Origin of the sequence: Citrobacter sp. 172116965, from assembly GCF_013458095.1 — a bacterium.
Classification (GTDB): domain Bacteria; phylum Pseudomonadota; class Gammaproteobacteria; order Enterobacterales; family Enterobacteriaceae; genus Citrobacter; species Citrobacter braakii.
On record NZ_CP046673.1, the window covers coordinates 4,995,464 to 5,013,512 of the forward strand.

Consider the following 18,049-nt stretch of genomic DNA (forward strand, 5'->3'; position numbering starts at 1 on the left):
AGGATCTCAGAATGAAATGGTTTAACACCCTAAGCCACAACCGCTGGCTGGAGCAGGAAACAGACCGCATCTTTAACTTTGGTAAGAACGCTGCGGTACCTACCGGATTTGGCTGGCTGGGAAACAGTGGTCAGGTCAGAGCAGATATGGGGACACATCTGTGGATCACCGCCCGCATGCTGCACGTCTACTCCGTTGCCGCGTCAATGGGTAGGCCTGGCGCATACCAACTCGTCGATCACGGCATTAAAGCGCTGAACGGTGCGCTACGCGACACACGCTACGGCGGTTGGTACGCCTGCGTAAATGACGAAGGCGTGATGGACGCCTCCAAGCAGGGTTATCAGCATTTCTTCGTCTTGCTCGGCGCGGCAAGCGCGGTCACTACCGGTCATCCACAGGCCAGACAATTGCTGGATGACGCCATCGAGGTGATTGAAAAGTACTTCTGGAGCGAAGACGAGCAGATGTGCCTGGAGTCCTGGGACGAAGCCTTCAGCCAGACGGAAGATTACCGTGGCGGTAACGCCAACATGCACGCGGTCGAGGCTTTCCTGATCGTTTATGACGTTACCCATGACCGTAAATGGCTCGATCGCGCACTGCGAATTGCTTCGGTGATTATTCACGACGTGGCCCGCAGCGGGGAGTATCGCGTCAACGAGCACTTCGATTCACAGTGGAACCCAATCCGCGATTACAACAAGGATAACCCTGCTCACCGTTTCCGCGCATACGGCGGCACGCCGGGCCACTGGATCGAATGGGGCCGTCTGATGCTGCATCTGCATGCCGCGTTGGAAGCCCGCTTCGAAACGCCTCCCGCCTGGCTGCTGGAAGATGCCAAAGGCTTGTTCCACGCCACCATCCGTGATGCCTGGGCACCGGACGGTGCGGATGGTTTTGTCTATTCGGTGGACTGGGACGGTAAACCAATCGTTCGCGAAAGAGTGCGTTGGCCGATAGTCGAAGCCATGGGTACCGCCTATGCCTTGTATACCCTCACCGGCGACAGTCAGTACGAAGCCTGGTACCAGAAGTGGTGGGATTACTGCATCACCTACCTGATGGACTACGAGACCGGTTCATGGTGGCAGGAGTTGGATACCGATAACAAAGTGACCACCAAAGTCTGGGACGGTAAGCAGGACATTTATCACCTGCTGCACTGCCTGGTAATCCCGCGTCTACCGCTGGCTCCGGGCCTTGCTCCGGCGGTTGCTGCCGGTCTTCTGGATATCAACGCCAAATAAGTCACAAGGATAGCAGCCATGCATAGTGGTGGAAAAACCATTCATCTTCAGGCCGGACACTACGAGGCGAAAATCGTCACGGTTGGCGCTGGGCTGGCAGAATTGATGCATCGTGGGCGTCACATCGTTATTCCACATAAGCCGGAAGAGATGCCGCAGGCGCATTTAGGAAAAGTGTTAGTCCCATGGCCAAACCGCGTTGCAGACGGCAGCTATCAACATAACGGCAAGACCTTCCAGCTTGCCGTTAACGACCCTATTTCGCATACCGCCATTCACGGGCTGTTGGCCTGGCGGGACTGGCAGATTAACCAGCAGTCGGCATCGGAAGTGTCGCTGATGATTTTTCTGCCGCCCTCTTATGGTTATCCCTTTTCATTACTGGTTGAAACAACATATCGCCTTGATGCAATAAGCGGTCTGCACATTTTTATTACTACGCTGAATATTGGTGATGAATCAGCGCCTTATGGTTCTGGCGCTCATCCCTATTTGACCTGTGGTCTTGAGAAGATAGATAGCTGTACGCTCACTCTTCCGACAGATGAGGTCTTTGACATTGATACCCTGGAAACGCATCGCGTTGAGAATACCGCGCTGAATTTCAACACGCCGCGCCCTGTCGCTGCAACGCAGATCGATCACACCTTTAAAACCCCTGTGTCCGGGCGTGAATGGGAAGTCAGCATGTTCAGTGCAACGAAAAATATGACGACGTACTTACGTTGCGACCAGCCGTGGCTACAGATTTACAGCGGCGAGAAATTACACCGTCTGGGGATTGCCGTAGAACCCATGACCTGCCCGCCAGATGCCTTTAATTCAGGCATCAGTCTTATCTCTCTGGCACCCGGCGAGATGCATCGGATGCATTTTTTAATCGGTGCCGAATAACCTTATCCCAAAACAAAAATTACCGAATTACCCTATTTTTACGGAGACGATAATGAATTCGCTACAACAACGGTCAACCGCTTTAGAACTAACGACGTTACAGAATGGCTTTACGCTGACATACCACCAGCGCCTGATTTTACGTCACAGCACAGAAACACCTTGCCTGTGGATCGGCGCTGGCGTTGCCGATATTGATATGTTCCGCGGCAACTTCAGCATTAAAGACATGCTCAATGAGAAGATTGCCCTAACCGACGCCACGGTCAGCGAGTCGCCTGACGGCTGGCAGGTGCATTTCAGTCGCGGTAACACCATCAACGCCACGCTGCACATCTCCACCGATGAACAGGGTCGCCTGAAGCTGGATCTGCACAACGATGATCTCAGCCATAACCGCATCTGGCTGCGTCTGGCTGCCAACCCGGACGATCATATTTACGGCTGCGGTGAACAGTTCTCTTATTTCGACTTACGCGGTAAACCGTTCCCACTGTGGACCAGCGAACAGGGCGTGGGCCGTAACAAAAATAGCTATGTCACCTGGCAGGCAGACTGCAAAGAAAATGCCGGTGGTGACTACTACTGGACCTTTTTCCCGCAGCCGACCTTCGTCAGCACGCAGAAGTACTACTGCCACGTTGATAACAGCTGCTATATGAATTTCGACTTCAGCGTGCCGGAGTATCACGAACTGGCATTGTGGGAGGACAAAACCACCCTACGATTTGAATGCGCTGACACCTACATCTCTTTACTGGAAAAACTGACCGCGCTGTTAGGACGCCAGCCGGAGCTGCCGGACTGGATCTACGATGGCGTCACGCTCGGTATTCAAGGCGGTACTGAGGTTTGCCAGAACAAACTGGACACCATGCGTAACGCAGGCGTGAAAGTAAACGGCATCTGGGCGCAGGACTGGTCCGGGATCCGCATGACCTCCTTTGGCAAACGCGTGATGTGGAACTGGAAGTGGAACAGCGACAACTATCCTCAGTTGGATAGCCGTATTAAGCAGTGGAAAGAAGAAGGCGTGCAATTCCTCTCCTACATCAACCCGTACGTCGCCAGCGATAAAGATCTCTGCGCTGAAGCGGCTGCGCACGGTTATCTGGCGAAAGATTCCTCTGGCGCTGACTATCTGGTTGAGTTTGGCGAGTTTTACGGCGGCGTGGTGGACCTGACCAACCCTGAAGCCTACGCCTGGTTCAAAGAAGTCATCAAAAAGAACATGATTGAGCTGGGATGCGGTGGTTGGATGGCCGACTTTGGCGAATACCTGCCAACCGACACTTACCTGCACAATGGCATTAGCGCTGAAATTATGCATAACGCCTGGCCTGCGCTGTGGGCGAAATGTAACTACGAAGCGTTACAGGAGACTGGCAAGCTCGGCGAGATCCTGTTCTTTATGCGTGCGGGTTACACCGGCAGCCAGAAATACTCCACCATGATGTGGGCAGGCGATCAGAACGTTGACTGGAGCCTTGACGACGGTCTGGCTTCCGTCGTTCCTGCAGCGCTGTCACTGGCGATGAGCGGTCATGGTCTGCACCACAGCGATATCGGCGGCTACACCACCCTATTTGAAATGAAACGCAGCAAAGAGCTGCTGCTGCGCTGGTGTGACTTTAGCGCCTTCACGCCGATGATGCGCACCCACGAAGGTAACCGCCCTGGCGATAACTGGCAGTTTGATGGTGATGCTGAAACCATCGCTCACTTTGCTCGTATGACCACCGTCTTTACCACCCTTAAACCGTATCTGAAACAGGCGGTCGCGCAAAACAGCGCTACCGGTCTGCCGGTGATGCGCCCGCTATTCCTACATTACGAAGACGATGCACGGACCTACACACTGAAATATCAGTACCTGCTGGGACAGGATGTGTTGGTTGCGCCGGTTCACGAACAAGGCCAGCAAAACTGGACTCTGTATCTGCCGGAGGATAGCTGGGTCAACATCTGGACCGGGGAAACTTACCAGGGCGGTGAAATTACCGTGGATGCGCCTATTGGCAAGCCTCCGGTGTTTTATCGCGCGAAGAGTGAATGGGCGTCACTGTTTGCCACTTTACGCAACATCTAATGCGGCTCGCCCGTGGGGAAACTCGCGGGCACATGGAGAATAATAATGAGTCAGACTTCCTCTAATCCGGCAACCCTACGCTTGCCGTTCAAAGAAAAACTCGCCTATGGGATGGGTGATTTAGGCTCCAATATCCTGCTGGATATTGGTACGCTCTATTTACTCAAGTTTTATACCGATGTCCTTGGTTTACCTGGAACTTATGGCGGTATCATTTTCCTCATCGCCAAGTTTTTTACCGCGTTTACCGATATGGGCACCGGGATTATGCTTGATTCCCGTCGCAAAATTGGCCCGAAGGGAAAATTCCGTCCGTTCGTTCTTTATGCCGCATTTCCGGTTACCTTGCTGGCGATTGCAAACTTTGTCGGTACACCGTTTGAAGTCACCGGTAAAACGGTCATGGCGACAATACTGTTTATGCTGTACGGGTTGTTTTTCAGCATGATGAACTGCTCTTATGGTGCGATGGTTCCCGCGATTACGAAAAATCCTGACGAACGCGCGTCGCTTGCCGCCTGGCGGCAAGGTGGCGCAACCCTTGGTCTGTTGCTGTGTACCGTCGGTTTTGTTCCCGTAATGAACCTGATCGAAGGCAACTCGCAGCTGGGTTATATCTTCGCCGCCACGTTGTTTTCTCTGTTTGGCCTGCTGTTTATGTGGCTCTGCTATGCCGGGGTAAAAGAACGTTACGTGGAAGTGAAACCCGTTGATGCCGCGCAAAAACCGGGATTGCTGCAATCCTTTCGCGCCATCGCCGGTAACCGCCCGCTGTTTATTCTGTGCATTGCCAACCTTTGCACGCTTGGCGCGTTTAACGTCAAGCTGGCGATTCAGGTCTACTACACCCAGTACGTTCTTAATGACCCGATCCTCCTTTCCTGGATGGGCTTTTTTAGCATGGGTTGTATCTTCATCGGCGTCTTCTTGATGCCAGGCATGGTCAGACGTTTCGGCAAGAAAAAAGTCTACATCGGCGGTTTGCTGATTTGGGTGGCGGGCGATCTGCTTAACTACTTCTTTGGCGGCGGCTCCGTCAGTTTTGTCGCGTTCTCTTGTCTGGCGTTCTTCGGCTCAGCATTCGTCAACAGCCTGAACTGGGCGCTGGTCTCCGATACCGTGGAATATGGCGAATGGCGTACCGGCGTACGCTCTGAAGGTACGGTATACACCGGTTTCACCTTCTTCCGTAAAGTATCACAAGCGCTGGCAGGATTCTTCCCGGGATGGATGCTGACGCAAATCGGCTACGTCCCCAATGTGGTGCAATCTGCAAGTACGGTCGAAGGATTGCGTCAGTTGATCTTTATTTATCCCTGCGCCTTGGCGGTGATCACCATTGTAGCTATGGGCTGTTTCTACAACCTTAACGAGAAGATGTATGTCCGCATCGTTGAAGAGATAGAAGCGCGTAAACAACCCGTTTGATAATAATAATAAATAGCGCTCTACGGGGCGCTATTGAGGAGCGATTATGTCTTTTCATGATCCGCTAACGCTAAAACTGAGCCTGCGTGAAAAATTCGCCTACGGAGTGGGTGACTTCGGCTCAAATTTGATGCTGTGTATCGGCACGCTGTATCTGCTTAAATTTTATACCGATGAACTAGGGATGCCGGCGTATTACGGTGGGATTATCTTTTTGGTGGCGAAGTTCTTCACCGCTTTCACTGATATGTTGACCGGTGTGTTGCTGGACTCAAGGCGTAATATTGGCGCAAAAGGGAAATTCAGGCCCTTTATTTTGTATGCATCATTTCCTGTTGCTGTCGTTGCCAGCGCGCAGTTTTTAGCGACAGATTTTACGCTAACGGTGAAAACCGGGCTGGCGACAGTGTTGTTTATGCTGTTCGGGCTGTTCTATAGCCTGATGAACTGCTCCTACGGCGCGATGGTGCCCGCGATCACGAAAAACCCGCATGAACGAGCTCAGCTCGCCGCCTGGCGTCAGGGCGGCGCTACCGTAGGCCTGTTACTGTGTACTGTTGGCTTTATGCCTATTCAGGCGCTATTTGTTAGTTCACCTTCGCTGGGTTATCTGATTGCCGCACTGATCTTCTCCGTCTGCGGACTGTTCAGCATGTGGTGGTGCTTTAGCGGTGTGAAGGAACGCTATATCGAAATCGTGCCGGATCACCATAAGCCCAGCATTCTCAAGTCGTTCTGCGCCATTTTCCGTAACCCTCCACTGCTGGTGCTGTGTGTCGCCAATCTGTGCACGTTGGCGGCATTCAACATCAAGCTGGCGATCCAGGTGTATTACACCCAGTACGTGCTCAACGATATTCATCTGCTGTCGTGGATGGGTTTCTTCAGCATGGGATGCATTCTGGTTGGGGTACTGCTGGTTCCCACAGCTGTAAAACGCTTCGGTAAAAAGCAGGTTTACCTCGGTGGCCTGGCGCTATGGGCTATCGGTGATGTGCTGAACTTTTTCTGGGGCAGTACGTCATTTTTATTCGTCACGTTCTCTTGCATGGCCTTCTTCGGAACCGCTTTTGTTAACAGTCTAAACTGGGCACTGGTTCCGGATACGGTCGATTATGGCGAATGGAAAACGGGGATCCGTGCGGAAGGTTCGGTGTATACGGGTTATACCTTTTCTCGCAAAATTTCTGCTGCGCTCGCAGGCTTCCTGCCGGGCATCATGCTGACGCAAATCGGTTATATCCCCAATATAGTCCAGAGCGATGCCACACTGCTCGGTTTGCGTCAGCTTATTTTCCTCTGGCCTTGCGGACTTGCAATTATTGCAGCACTCACGATGGGCTTCTTTTATAAGCTCAACGAAAATCGTTTTGCTTTTATTATTGAGGAAATCAGCCAACGGAAGAAAAACAACATCCAACCGGACCCTATTACTAATAAAAAGAATACCTCTGCTGTAAACGTATAAAAATAATTGCCGCCTATTCCATCCCAATGGATGGCGGCCTCCCTACGCGTAAAAAATGGATTTATCATGAAAAAATTAACGACAATAATTCTATTATCCTCTGTGGTATCAACCTCTGCTTTCGCTGGAGCCTATGTAGAAAACCGCGAAGCATATAACCTGGCATCCGACCAAATGGAGGTCATGCTGCGCGTTGGCTATAACTCCGATATGGGCGCGGGTATCATGCTTACGAACACCTACACTATGCAACGCAAGGATGAGTTAAAACACGGCTATAACGAAATAGAGGGTTGGTACCCGTTATTTAAACCGACAGATAAATTAACAATCCAGCCTGGAGGGTTAATAAACGATAAGAGTATTGGCTCAGGCGGTGCTGTTTATCTGGATGTTAACTATAAATTTACACCGTGGTTTAATCTTACCGTGCGTAATCGATATAACCATAATAACTACAGTTCAACCGACCTAAGCGGTGAGCTGGATAATAATGATACCTATGAAATAGGCAACTACTGGAACTTTACCATTACCGATAAATTTTCCTATACCTTTGAACCGCACTATTTTATACGAGTCAATGACTTCAATAGCAGCAATGGAAAAGATCATCACTGGGAAATTACCAATACCTTTAAGTATCGTATCAATGAACACTGGTTACCCTACCTTGAATTACGCTGGTTAGATCGCAATGTTGAACCCTATCATCGCGAACAAAACCAGATTCGTGTTGGGGCAAAGTATTTCTTCTAATTCTCCTGATGATAAAAAAAGCCGCTGAAATCAGCGGCTTTTTTATGCTTACCTGAGAAAGAGCGTTAATTACTCTTCTTTCGCGCCACGCATTGCACGGCGACGATCGTTTTCAGTCAGGTGACGCTTACGGATACGGATAGAGGTTGGGGTAACTTCTACCAGTTCGTCGTCATCGATGAATTCCAGAGCCTGCTCCAGAGTCATCTTAACCGGCGGAACCAGAACCGTTGCTTCGTCAGTACCGGACGCACGCATGTTGGTCAGTTTCTTACCGGTCAGGCAGTTTACAGTCAGGTCGTTAGAGCGGCTGTGAATACCGATGATCTGGCCTTCGTAAACTTCAGCACCGTGACCCAGGAACAGCTTACCGCGGTCCTGCAGGCTGAACAGTGCGAACGCAACTGCTTTACCCTGGCCGTTGGAGATCAGTACGCCGTTCTGACGCTGACCCACATCACCCGCACGAACATCGTCGTAGTGGCTGAAGGTGGAGTACAGCAGACCGGTACCGGAGGTCATGGTCATGAATTCTGAACGGAAGCCGATCAGACCACGGCTTGGGATCACGTAGTCAAGACGTACGCGGCCTTTGCCATCTGGATTCATGTTTTTCAGGTCGCCTTTACGCTCACCCAGAGCCTGCATGACAGAACCCTGATGCTGCTCTTCTACGTCCAGCGTTACGTTTTCGAACGGCTCTTGTTTACGGCCGTCGATTTCGCGGAAGATTACTTTCGGACGGGAAACCGCCATTTCGAAACCTTCACGACGCATGTTCTCGATCAGAACAGACAGGTGCAGCTCACCACGACCGGATACACGGAACGCATCCGCATCTTCGGTTTCTTCGACGCGCAGCGCAACGTTGTGCACCAGCTCTTTGTTCAGGCGATCAAGGATCTGACGAGAGGTAACATATTTACCTTCTTTACCACAGAACGGGGAGGTGTTTACGCAGAAGAACATGGTTACGGTCGGTTCATCAACGGACAGAGCCGGCAGCGCTTCGACGTTCTGCGGGTCGCAGATGGTGTCGGAGATGTTCAGTTCGCCCAAACCGGTGATCGCGATGATATCGCCCGCTTCGGCAATATCACTCTCGATACGTTCCAGACCCAGATGGGTCAGAACTTTACCGACTTTACCGTTACGGGTTTTGCCTTCGCTATCAATGATAGTGATCTGCTGGTTCGGTTTAACTTTACCGCGTTTGATACGGCCGATGCCGATTACGCCAACGTAGTTGTTGTAGTCCAGCTGAGAGATTTGCATCTGCAGCGGGCCATCAAGGTCTACGCTTGGAGCCGGAACACGATCAACGATGGTCTGATACAGCGGAGTCATGTCTTCAGCCATATCTTCGTGATCCAGACCTGCGATACCGTTCAGCGCGGAAGCGTAAACGATCGGGAAGTCCAGCTGCTCGTCGGTAGCGTCGAGGTTAACGAACAGGTCAAATACCTGATCAACAACCCAGTCAGGACGCGCGCCAGGGCGGTCAACTTTGTTGATAACAACAATTGGCTTCAGGCCATGGGCAAAGGCTTTTTTGGTCACGAAGCGCGTCTGCGGCATCGGACCATCCATTGCATCCACCACCAGCAGCACGGAGTCGACCATGGACATTACACGTTCAACTTCACCACCGAAGTCGGCGTGCCCTGGGGTATCAACGATGTTGATACGGTAGTCATTCCATTTGATAGCGGTGTTTTTAGCGAGGATGGTAATCCCACGCTCTTTCTCCAAATCGTTGGAGTCCATCACGCGCTCTTGGGTTTCAGCACGTGCATCGAACGTACCGGATTGTTGGAGCAGCTTGTCTACCAGGGTCGTTTTACCATGGTCTACGTGCGCGATGATGGCGATGTTACGCAAATTTTCGATCACAACTTTGCCTCAGGCATTTTAGAAATAGCGCGTTATTGTACACGGATTAATCGCAGTACAAAACAGGATCACAAACATCCTCCGCAAACAAGTATTGCAGAGTTTCTTTGTGATCACATTCACGGAGCGTTAAAAGGAGTAATCTGACATGCTTTGCACCAATATGGTGCTTAATGTTCACATTAAAGCACTATAATGGTGCAATACAACCTTCATGGTGCAGCCCCTTTGCACGATAGTGCGCATGATAACGCCTTTTAGGGGCAATTTAAAAGTTGGCACAGATTTCGCTTTATATTTTTTACGGCGACACGGCCAATTTTTTGCAGAATTGAAGACTTCGTTACCACGACGACCATGACCAATCCGGGAGAGTAAGTATGTCCGCTGAACACGTTTTGACGATGCTGAACGAACACGAAGTGAAGTTTGTTGATTTACGCTTCACTGATACCAAAGGTAAAGAACAGCACGTCACTATTCCTGCTCATCAGGTAAATGCCGAATTCTTTGAAGAAGGCAAAATGTTTGACGGCTCCTCAATCGGTGGCTGGAAAGGCATTAACGAATCAGACATGGTTCTGATGCCAGATGCGTCTACTGCACTCATCGACCCGTTCTATGAAGAGTCCACCCTGATCATCCGTTGCGATATCCTGGAACCAGGTACGCTGCAGGGCTACGACCGCGACCCGCGCTCCATCGCTAAACGCGCTGAAGAGTATCTGCGTTCTACCGGCATCGCAGACACCGTTCTGTTCGGGCCTGAGCCAGAGTTCTTCCTGTTTGACGACATCCGTTTCGGCGCGTCCATTTCCGGTTCCCACGTGGCTATCGATGACATCGAAGGCGCATGGAACTCCTCCACCAAATACGAAGGTGGTAACAAAGGTCACCGTCCTGGCGTGAAAGGCGGTTACTTCCCGGTTCCTCCGGTAGATTCTTCTCAGGACATCCGTTCTACCATGTGTCTGATCATGGAAGAAATGGGCCTGGTTGTTGAAGCGCATCACCACGAAGTGGCGACCGCAGGTCAGAACGAAATCGCGACCCGCTTTAACACCATGACCAAAAAAGCAGACGAAATTCAGATCTACAAATATGTGGTTCACAACGTCGCTCACCGTTTCGGTAAAACCGCGACCTTTATGCCAAAACCTATGTTTGGCGATAACGGTTCCGGTATGCACTGCCACATGTCCCTGTCCAAGAACGGCGTAAACCTGTTCTCTGGCGACAAATATGCGGGTCTGTCTGAGCAGGCGCTGTTCTACATCGGCGGCGTAATCAAACACGCTAAAGCGATCAACGCCCTGGCTAACCCAACCACCAACTCTTACAAGCGTCTGGTCCCAGGCTACGAAGCGCCGGTAATGCTGGCTTACTCTGCCCGTAACCGTTCTGCTTCTATCCGTATTCCGGTAGTGGCTTCTCCGAAAGCGCGTCGTATCGAAGTGCGTTTCCCGGACCCGGCTGCTAACCCGTACCTGTGCTTCGCAGCACTGCTGATGGCGGGTCTTGACGGTATTAAGAACAAGATCCACCCGGGCGAAGCCATGGATAAAAACCTGTACGACCTGCCGCCGGAAGAAGCGAAAGAGATCCCACAGGTTGCTGGTTCTCTGGAAGAAGCACTGAAAGAACTGGATCTGGACCGTGAGTTCCTGACTGCAGGCGGCGTGTTCACCAATGAAGCGATCGATGCGTACATTACGCTGCGTCGCGAAGAAGATGACCGCGTGCGTATGACTCCGCACCCGGTAGAGTTTGAGCTGTACTACAGCGTTTAATTAGTACCAATACTCCGTAGATTTCTTGTTGCGACCCACGCGGCTGTAGCAAGAAAAATATAGAGTCTTTAAGTTGCCGTGGAACTTTTAGCCCATCCCAGGATGGGCTTTTTTCTCCACTAACAACCTGCTTCCTCGCGCTTTTTTGATGTAAAAAGCTATAATGCACTAAATTGGTGCAACACTTTTCAGGAGACTGCTGAATGGCAACCGGCACGCTGCCCGATGCTGGGCAGATCCTCAATTCTTTAATCAACAGCATCTTACTCGTCGACGATGAGCTGGCGGTACATTACGCCAACCCGGCGGCACAACAGCTGCTCGCCCAAAGCTCCCGCAAACTGTTTGGTACCCCACTTCCGGATCTGTTGAGTTATTTCTCCTTAAACATCGGGCTGATGCGAGAGAGCCTGGAAGCAGGCCAGGGCTTTACGGATAACGAAGTGACGCTGGTGATAGATAGCCACTCACACATCCTCTCTGTGACCGCTCAGAGGCTGCCAGATGGCCTTATCCTGCTGGAGATGGCGCCAATGGATAACCAGCGCCGTCTGAGCCAGGAACAGCTCCAGCACGCCCAGCAGATTGCTGCCCGCGATCTGGTGCGCGGCCTGGCGCACGAAATTAAAAACCCGCTGGGTGGATTACGCGGCGCGGCGCAACTGCTCAGTAAAGCGCTTCCGGACCCGGCGCTGACCGAATATACCAAAGTCATTATTGAGCAGGCCGACCGCCTGCGTAATCTGGTCGACCGTCTGCTGGGACCACAACAGCCGGGAATGCACGTCACAGAAAGTATCCACAAAGTGGCGGAGCGCGTGGTGGCGCTGGTCTCGATGGAGCTGCCGGAAAACGTCACGCTGATTCGTGATTACGACCCGAGTCTGCCTGAATTACTGCACGACCCGGACCAGATCGAGCAGGTTTTGCTGAACATCGTGCGCAATGCTTTGCAGGCGCTGGGACCGGAAGGCGGCGAGATTATTCTGCGTACCCGCACCGCGTTTCAGCTCACGCTGCACGGTATGCGTTATCGTCTGGCGGCGCGGATTGATGTTGAGGATAACGGCCCGGGAATTCCCTCGCATTTGCAGGACACGCTGTTCTACCCAATGGTCAGCGGTCGCGAAGGCGGTACCGGCCTTGGATTATCCATCGCCCGTAATTTGATTGATCAACATTCCGGCAAAATTGAATTTACCAGTTGGCCGGGTCATACCGAGTTCTCGGTTTACCTGCCTATCAGGAAATAAAGGTGACGTTTATGCAACGAGGAATAGTCTGGGTAGTTGATGACGATAGTTCCATCCGTTGGGTGCTTGAACGTGCGCTCGCAGGGGCAGGACTAAGCTGCACTACATTTGAGAGTGGTAAAGAGGTACTGGACGCGCTGGCCAGCAAAACGCCGGACGTACTGCTGTCGGATATCCGTATGCCGGGCATGGACGGCCTGACGCTGTTAAAACAGATCAAACAGCGGCATCCGATGCTTCCGGTCATCATAATGACCGCACACTCCGATCTGGATGCTGCCGTCAGCGCCTACCAGCAAGGGGCGTTTGATTATCTGCCCAAACCTTTTGATATTGATGAAGCCGTGGCGCTGGTCGAACGCGCCATCAGCCATTATCAGGAACAGCAGCAACCGCGTAATGTTCAGATCAACGGCCCAACAACCGACATCATCGGCGAAGCACCGGCAATGCAAGACGTCTTTCGCATTATTGGTCGCCTGTCCCGTTCTTCAATCAGCGTATTGATTAACGGAGAGTCCGGGACCGGTAAAGAGCTGGTCGCCCATGCGTTGCACCGTCATAGTCCGCGCGTCAAAGCACCGTTTATCGCGCTGAACATGGCTGCTATTCCGAAAGATTTGATCGAGTCTGAGCTGTTTGGCCATGAAAAAGGGGCGTTTACCGGGGCGAATACGATTCGTCAGGGGCGCTTTGAACAGGCAGACGGCGGCACGCTGTTCCTCGATGAAATTGGCGATATGCCGCTGGACGTGCAGACACGTTTATTGCGCGTATTAGCCGATGGACAGTTTTACCGCGTTGGCGGTTATGCGCCTGTGAAGGTGGACGTACGTATTATCGCCGCCACGCACCAGAACCTGGAACTGCGGGTGCAGGAAGGCAAATTCCGTGAGGACTTATTCCATCGCCTGAACGTCATCCGGGTGCATCTGCCGCCACTGCGCGAACGTCGGGAAGATATCCCATGCCTGGCGCGTCATTTCCTGCAGGAGGCCGCCCGCGAACTGGGAGTAGAAGCCAAGCAATTACACACTGAAACCGAGGCGGCGCTCACCCGTCTGTCATGGCCGGGAAACGTGCGTCAGCTTGAGAATACCTGTCGCTGGTTAACCGTAATGGCCGCCGGACAGGAAGTACTCATTCAGGACTTACCGACCGAACTGTTTGAAACCACCGTGCCTGACGCACCGTCCCATATGCAGCCAGACAGTTGGGCAACCCTGTTGGCACAGTGGGCGGATCGGGCATTACGTTCCGGTCATCAAAACCTGCTTTCAGAGGCTCAACCGGAGATGGAGCGCACGCTGCTGACCACCGCGCTACGTCATACCCAGGGGCATAAACAGGAAGCGGCACGGCTGCTCGGTTGGGGCCGTAATACCTTGACGCGTAAGTTAAAAGAACTCGGAATGGAGTGACGATCGGTCACTGTGTAAAGATTGATAATTGAGCGCAAATTGCTGCTATTTTGCGCTTTACTGTTCCGATGAGTTAAGTATGATCGTGCCCGGCAAACGGGGGGAAGTCATCATGCTGGAATCAATGATAAATATGCTATCGAGCGGTGCGGTTGAAAGCCATACGCCACAAACTGCGGTTGCCGCCGTGCTGTGTGCGGCGCTGGTTGGGCTGTTCAGCTAGCGGGTTTGTCGGGTGGCGCTTCGCTTACCCGACCTACGTATTGAGATTTCGTAGGCCCGGTAAGCGAAGCGCCACCGGGCAACCCGGCTAAATAACGCGCGAGAACTGCTGCAAACGCGCTTTTTGGCGCAGATATGCATCGAAGCACATGCAAATATTACGAATCAGCAGACGCCCCTTCGGCGTAACCTGAATCCCCTTCTCATCCACATCCACCAGCCCATCTTTCGCCAGCGGCGCCAGCAGTTTCAGGTCTTCGGCAAAATAGTCAGCGAAGTTCAGACCCCATTGCTGTTCCACGGCGGCATAGTCGAGGCGGAAATTGCAGATCAGGAGCTTAATAACATCCCGACGAATGCAGTCGTCGCGGGTCAGGGCAATTCCGCGCCACAGCGCATTCCCCTGCTCGTCTACCTGCTGGTAATAGTGCTTCAGCTCTTTCTGATTCTGCGCGTAGTTGTCGCCAATCATACTGATGGCCGATACGCCCATCCCCAGCAGATCGGTATCCCCCTGGGTGGTATAGCCCTGGAAATTGCGATGCAAAACGCCCTCGCGTTGAGCAATGGCCAGTTCGTCATCCGGGCGGGCAAAGTGATCCATGCCAATGAACTGATAGCCAGTTTCGGTCAGTGAAGAGATGGTCTCCTGCAGGATATCCAGCTTCTGCTGCGCGCTGGGCAGGTCGGCATCTTTAATCTTGCGCTGGGCAGCAAACAGCGTCGGCAGGTGCGCGTAGTTAAAGACGCTCAGACGGTCTGGATTCAGCTCAGCCACGCGTTTCAGGGTAAAGGCGAAGCTCTCTGGCGTCTGTTTTGGCAGGCCATAAATCAGATCGATATTCGTTGAGGTAAAGCCAATCTCCCGCGCATGATTCAGCAGCGCAAAGATAAACTCCTCATCCTGCTCACGGTTCACCAGGCGCTGGACTTCTTTGTTGAAGTCCTGCACTCCCATGCTCAAACGGTTAAAACCTTCAGCGCGTAAATGATCAAGGACATCCAGCTCGATTTCACGCGGATCCACTTCGATCGAGATTTCGGCATCGTCGTTAAAGTTGAAATTGCCACGCAGCAGTGACATCAAACGGCTGATTTGCGCTTTATTCAGATACGTTGGCGTGCCGCCGCCCCAGTGCAGCTGGCTGACATGGCGCCCGGCGAACAGCGGTGCGCGATGAATAATTTCTTGTTCCAGGGCATCGAGATATTGATCTGCTTTATGCTGCTGGCGAGTCACAATCTTGTTGCAGCCACAGAAGTAGCACAGTTTGTGGCAGAACGGGATGTGAACGTACAGCGAGAGCGGACGCTCAGGATAACGCGCCACGGCCTTTAGAAATGCTTCTGTGCCGTAGTCTTCAGAAAACTCCAGCGCGGTCGGGTACGAGGTATATCGTGGCCCGGAATAGTTATATTTCTGGATCAGGGCCAGGTCCCAGTCTATTAACTGCTCTGACATGCTCACTCCTTCCGATGGCGTCTCTGGCGGGTACGGCGTACCGGCTTAACCCCAGTGCGGGTGATAAGCCGGTTGCGCAGCCACTTCTGTCGCCGCGACAACCGCTGTAGTTTAACGAATAACCACACCAGATAACATATAACCGGAAGGGTTATAAGCAGGACGGGAAGACCCACGGTGTAAAACCGTTAGTTGCCGCCTTTCAGCAGACGCATCATGTCTTCCTGCTTTTCTTCCTCTTCCTCTTCTTCCTCGTCATCGTAAGAAAGACCCAGCTTTTGCATCAGCTCATCGATGCGGTCCAGCTTGGCATCAACCCAGGTCTGATCTTCCGCGCTCAGGGTTTCTCCTGCTTCAAGACGCTCCAGCAGCGCATCCAGGCGCTCATCCGTTTCCAGTAAATCCAACTCAGCCTGTGGTGAAAGCATAGGTTTCTCACTCTTCGGTTTGTGCTGTTTGGTGACTTTTTCGGTCACGCCCAATGGAATGGGGTTTTTGCTGCCAATACGAGGATCTTTTTGCTTATTTTGGTTTCCGCCACCAGATGCGCCTTCGCTACCGGACGCACGGCTACCCGCCGCATGACCACGGTGTTTTTTCTGGCGCTTACGGTCGCGAGCTTCCTGATTAATTTCTTCGCGTGTTTTACGACGCGCTTTTGCAGGACCTTTACCGCGTGGTGTAGAAGTTGGTTTCATCATGATTCGTCTTTGGCTGTTTTATTCAGTATATAATTGCGCCGGAATCTAGCAGAAATAAAGAAAAAAGGCGACAGAGTAATCTGTCGCCTTTTTTCCTGACTCTCAACCCTTACGGGCTCTACAATCCTTGTTGGCTATCAACACACCCTGTTTTTCCCTTAGCCTGAAACATTCCGTGTTGTTTCCATTTCCTTTTACTAACGTCTCCGGACGTTTGTCTCCCTGACAATCCTGTGCCTTCGCCTCCTGGCGCTCCTGACCCTCATCCTGAGTCGACTATCCTGTCAGCTTCCTCGCTATGGGCGCTACTTTACCGCTTTGGTTTAAACGTACAAGTAACCTGGGTAACAATTTCGGACTTTAAGAATAGTGCCTTATCTTAACTATATGATTTATTTTAGTTACGTCATTTTTTACTCTGTCATCTCGTATAGAAACTATCGGCAATGTCTCACAAAGTACGAGGTTTTTACTTACATAGCCTACGCGTCGAAAAACCAGCCTTTTGCTGGGGTTCAGGTATAATCGCTGCAAAGCCCTGATTGATGGAGAGGACTGCTTTGACTAACTTGAATTATCAACAGACGCACTTTGTGATGAGTGCGCCTGATATTCGCCACTTACCTTCCGATACCGGTATCGAAGTGGCTTTTGCTGGCCGTTCCAACGCAGGCAAATCCAGTGCGCTAAATACCCTGACGAATCAAAAGAGTCTGGCGCGTACATCTAAAACGCCGGGTCGTACTCAGCTCATCAACTTGTTTGAAGTCGTTGACGGCAAACGCCTGGTCGATTTGCCAGGATACGGTTATGCCGAAGTTCCGGAAGAGATGAAGCGCAAATGGCAGCGCGCGCTGGCTGAATATCTGGAAAAACGTCAGAGCCTGCAAGGTCTGGTGGTATTGATGGATATTCGTCACCCGCTAAAAGACCTCGACCAGCAGATGATCCTGTGGGCGGTTGAGAGCAACGTTCAGGTTCTGGTACTGCTGACTAAAGCAGACAAGCTGGCCAGCGGTGCGCGCAAAGCCCAGTTGAATATGGTACGTGAAGCCGTACTGGCATTTAACGGTGATGTACAGGTAGAAGCATTTTCATCACTGAAAAAACTGGGCGTGGACAAACTTCGGCAGAAGCTGGATAGCTGGTTTAGTGAACTGGCGCCGATTGAAGAGATGCAGGACGGGGAGTAACCCACCGATATGCCGGATAGCGCCGCTGCGCGTCTTATCCGGCCTACAGCCTGTACGAAACTTTTCTTTCGCACAATAAAAAACGCCCCAGTCATTACTGACTGGGGCGGCTAAAATATTCAGCCAAATCCGATTACGTGAAGTAAAAGGTCTGAAAGATAGAACATCTTACCTCTGTACCCTACGTGAATAACTTTACTCTTTTTTGAGCAGCTCAGAAAGC

General features: G+C 51.9%; 14 protein-coding genes and 1 pseudogene. 11 read left to right on the forward strand and 4 right to left on the reverse strand.

The genetic code is table 11. From position 1 onward, the window contains the following. The first annotated feature begins 11 nt into the window (after nt 1–11). The 6 genes from yihS to ompL all read left to right on the forward strand — a co-directional run bounded on the left by yihS (nt 12) and on the right by ompL (nt 7,891). Nucleotides 12–1,253, forward strand: a complete 1,242-nt coding sequence (gene yihS / locus GPJ68_RS24145) for a sulfoquinovose isomerase (RefSeq protein ID WP_016155169.1) — start codon at nt 12–14, stop codon at nt 1,251–1,253. Between the two features lie 18 nt (nt 1,254–1,271). Continuing rightward, nucleotides 1,272–2,147 (forward strand): aldose-1-epimerase, encoded by an 876-nt coding sequence (locus GPJ68_RS24150; RefSeq protein ID WP_104651903.1) that lies wholly within the window; start codon nt 1,272–1,274, stop codon nt 2,145–2,147. Nucleotides 2,148–2,199: 52 nt separating this feature from the next. Then, the gene (locus GPJ68_RS24155) at nt 2,200–4,236 is read left to right on the forward strand and encodes an alpha-glucosidase (protein ID WP_104651904.1); all 2,037 of its coding nucleotides are present in this window, start codon (nt 2,200–2,202) and stop codon (nt 4,234–4,236) included. Between the two features lie 45 nt (nt 4,237–4,281). After that, nucleotides 4,282–5,664 (forward strand): MFS transporter, encoded by a 1,383-nt coding sequence (locus tag GPJ68_RS24160; RefSeq protein WP_104651905.1) that lies wholly within the window; start codon nt 4,282–4,284, stop codon nt 5,662–5,664. A 46-nt stretch (nt 5,665–5,710) separates the two neighbouring features. Further along, entirely contained in the window at nt 5,711–7,132 is a 1,422-nt protein-coding gene (locus tag GPJ68_RS24165) for an MFS transporter (protein WP_104651906.1), read from the forward strand. Nucleotides 7,133–7,198: 66 nt separating this feature from the next. Further along, nucleotides 7,199–7,891 carry a porin OmpL gene (gene ompL / locus GPJ68_RS24170; RefSeq protein WP_047415641.1) on the forward strand — a complete coding sequence of 231 codons (693 nt, stop codon included), beginning with the start codon at nt 7,199–7,201 and terminating at the stop codon, nt 7,889–7,891. A 69-nt stretch (nt 7,892–7,960) separates the two neighbouring features. Here ompL and typA read toward each other — a convergent pair whose 3' ends face one another. Continuing rightward, nucleotides 7,961–9,784, reverse strand: coding sequence for a ribosome-dependent GTPase TypA (gene typA / locus GPJ68_RS24175; protein WP_008786988.1), 1,824 nt, complete (start codon nt 9,782–9,784; stop codon nt 7,961–7,963). A gap of 380 nt (nt 9,785–10,164) precedes the next feature. On the opposite strand from typA, the gene glnA reads away from it, so the two are divergent. From glnA to GPJ68_RS24195, 4 genes are all read left to right on the forward strand, one after another. Then, nucleotides 10,165–11,574, forward strand: coding sequence for a glutamate--ammonia ligase (gene glnA, locus GPJ68_RS24180; RefSeq protein ID WP_003028638.1), 1,410 nt, complete (start codon nt 10,165–10,167; stop codon nt 11,572–11,574). Between the two features lie 203 nt (nt 11,575–11,777). After that, nucleotides 11,778–12,827 carry a nitrogen regulation protein NR(II) gene (gene glnL / locus GPJ68_RS24185; RefSeq protein ID WP_016155163.1) on the forward strand — a complete coding sequence of 350 codons (1,050 nt, stop codon included), beginning with the start codon at nt 11,778–11,780 and terminating at the stop codon, nt 12,825–12,827. Nucleotides 12,828–12,838: 11 nt separating this feature from the next. Further along, complete coding sequence (gene glnG, locus GPJ68_RS24190) at nt 12,839–14,248, forward strand: nitrogen regulation protein NR(I) (RefSeq protein ID WP_180837040.1); 1,410 nt, start codon at nt 12,839–12,841, stop codon at nt 14,246–14,248. 112 nt (nt 14,249–14,360) lie between these two features. Further along, complete coding sequence (locus tag GPJ68_RS24195) at nt 14,361–14,471, forward strand: YshB family small membrane protein (protein WP_087121870.1); 111 nt, start codon at nt 14,361–14,363, stop codon at nt 14,469–14,471. Between the two features lie 87 nt (nt 14,472–14,558). Here GPJ68_RS24195 and hemN read toward each other — a convergent pair whose 3' ends face one another. The 3 genes and pseudogenes from hemN to GPJ68_RS24210 all read right to left on the reverse strand — a co-directional run bounded on the left by hemN (nt 14,559) and on the right by GPJ68_RS24210 (nt 16,984). Next, nucleotides 14,559–15,932 (reverse strand): oxygen-independent coproporphyrinogen III oxidase, encoded by a 1,374-nt coding sequence (gene hemN / locus GPJ68_RS24200; protein ID WP_075848752.1) that lies wholly within the window; start codon nt 15,930–15,932, stop codon nt 14,559–14,561. Nucleotides 15,933–16,120: 188 nt separating this feature from the next. Beyond that, nucleotides 16,121–16,630, reverse strand: coding sequence for a Der GTPase-activating protein YihI (gene yihI, locus GPJ68_RS24205; protein ID WP_019077947.1), 510 nt, complete (start codon nt 16,628–16,630; stop codon nt 16,121–16,123). Between the two features lie 105 nt (nt 16,631–16,735). After that, nucleotides 16,736–16,984 (reverse strand): annotated as a pseudogene (locus GPJ68_RS24210) (hypothetical protein). A gap of 209 nt (nt 16,985–17,193) precedes the next feature. Here GPJ68_RS24210 and yihA point away from each other — a divergent pair. Continuing rightward, nucleotides 17,194–17,826: a ribosome biogenesis GTP-binding protein YihA/YsxC gene (yihA, locus tag GPJ68_RS24215; protein ID WP_005121851.1), complete on the forward strand. Its 633-nt coding sequence runs from the start codon at nt 17,194–17,196 to the stop codon at nt 17,824–17,826. Nucleotides 17,827–18,049 lie beyond the last annotated feature (223 nt).

Coding starts and splice junctions, on each gene's coding strand:
- yihS (WP_016155169.1), top strand. CDS start 12: ATGAAATGGTTTAACACCCTAAGCCACAACCGCTGGCTGGAGCAGGAA.
- GPJ68_RS24150 (WP_104651903.1), top strand. CDS start 1,272: ATGCATAGTGGTGGAAAAACCATTCATCTTCAGGCCGGACACTACGAG.
- GPJ68_RS24155 (WP_104651904.1), top strand. CDS start 2,200: ATGAATTCGCTACAACAACGGTCAACCGCTTTAGAACTAACGACGTTA.
- GPJ68_RS24160 (WP_104651905.1), top strand. CDS start 4,282: ATGAGTCAGACTTCCTCTAATCCGGCAACCCTACGCTTGCCGTTCAAA.
- GPJ68_RS24165 (WP_104651906.1), top strand. CDS start 5,711: ATGTCTTTTCATGATCCGCTAACGCTAAAACTGAGCCTGCGTGAAAAA.
- ompL (WP_047415641.1), top strand. CDS start 7,199: ATGAAAAAATTAACGACAATAATTCTATTATCCTCTGTGGTATCAACC.
- glnA (WP_003028638.1), top strand. CDS start 10,165: ATGTCCGCTGAACACGTTTTGACGATGCTGAACGAACACGAAGTGAAG.
- glnL (WP_016155163.1), top strand. CDS start 11,778: ATGGCAACCGGCACGCTGCCCGATGCTGGGCAGATCCTCAATTCTTTA.
- glnG (WP_180837040.1), top strand. CDS start 12,839: ATGCAACGAGGAATAGTCTGGGTAGTTGATGACGATAGTTCCATCCGT.
- GPJ68_RS24195 (WP_087121870.1), top strand. CDS start 14,361: ATGCTGGAATCAATGATAAATATGCTATCGAGCGGTGCGGTTGAAAGC.
- hemN (WP_075848752.1), bottom strand. CDS start 15,932: ATGTCAGAGCAGTTAATAGACTGGGACCTGGCCCTGATCCAGAAATAT.
- yihI (WP_019077947.1), bottom strand. CDS start 16,630: ATGAAACCAACTTCTACACCACGCGGTAAAGGTCCTGCAAAAGCGCGT.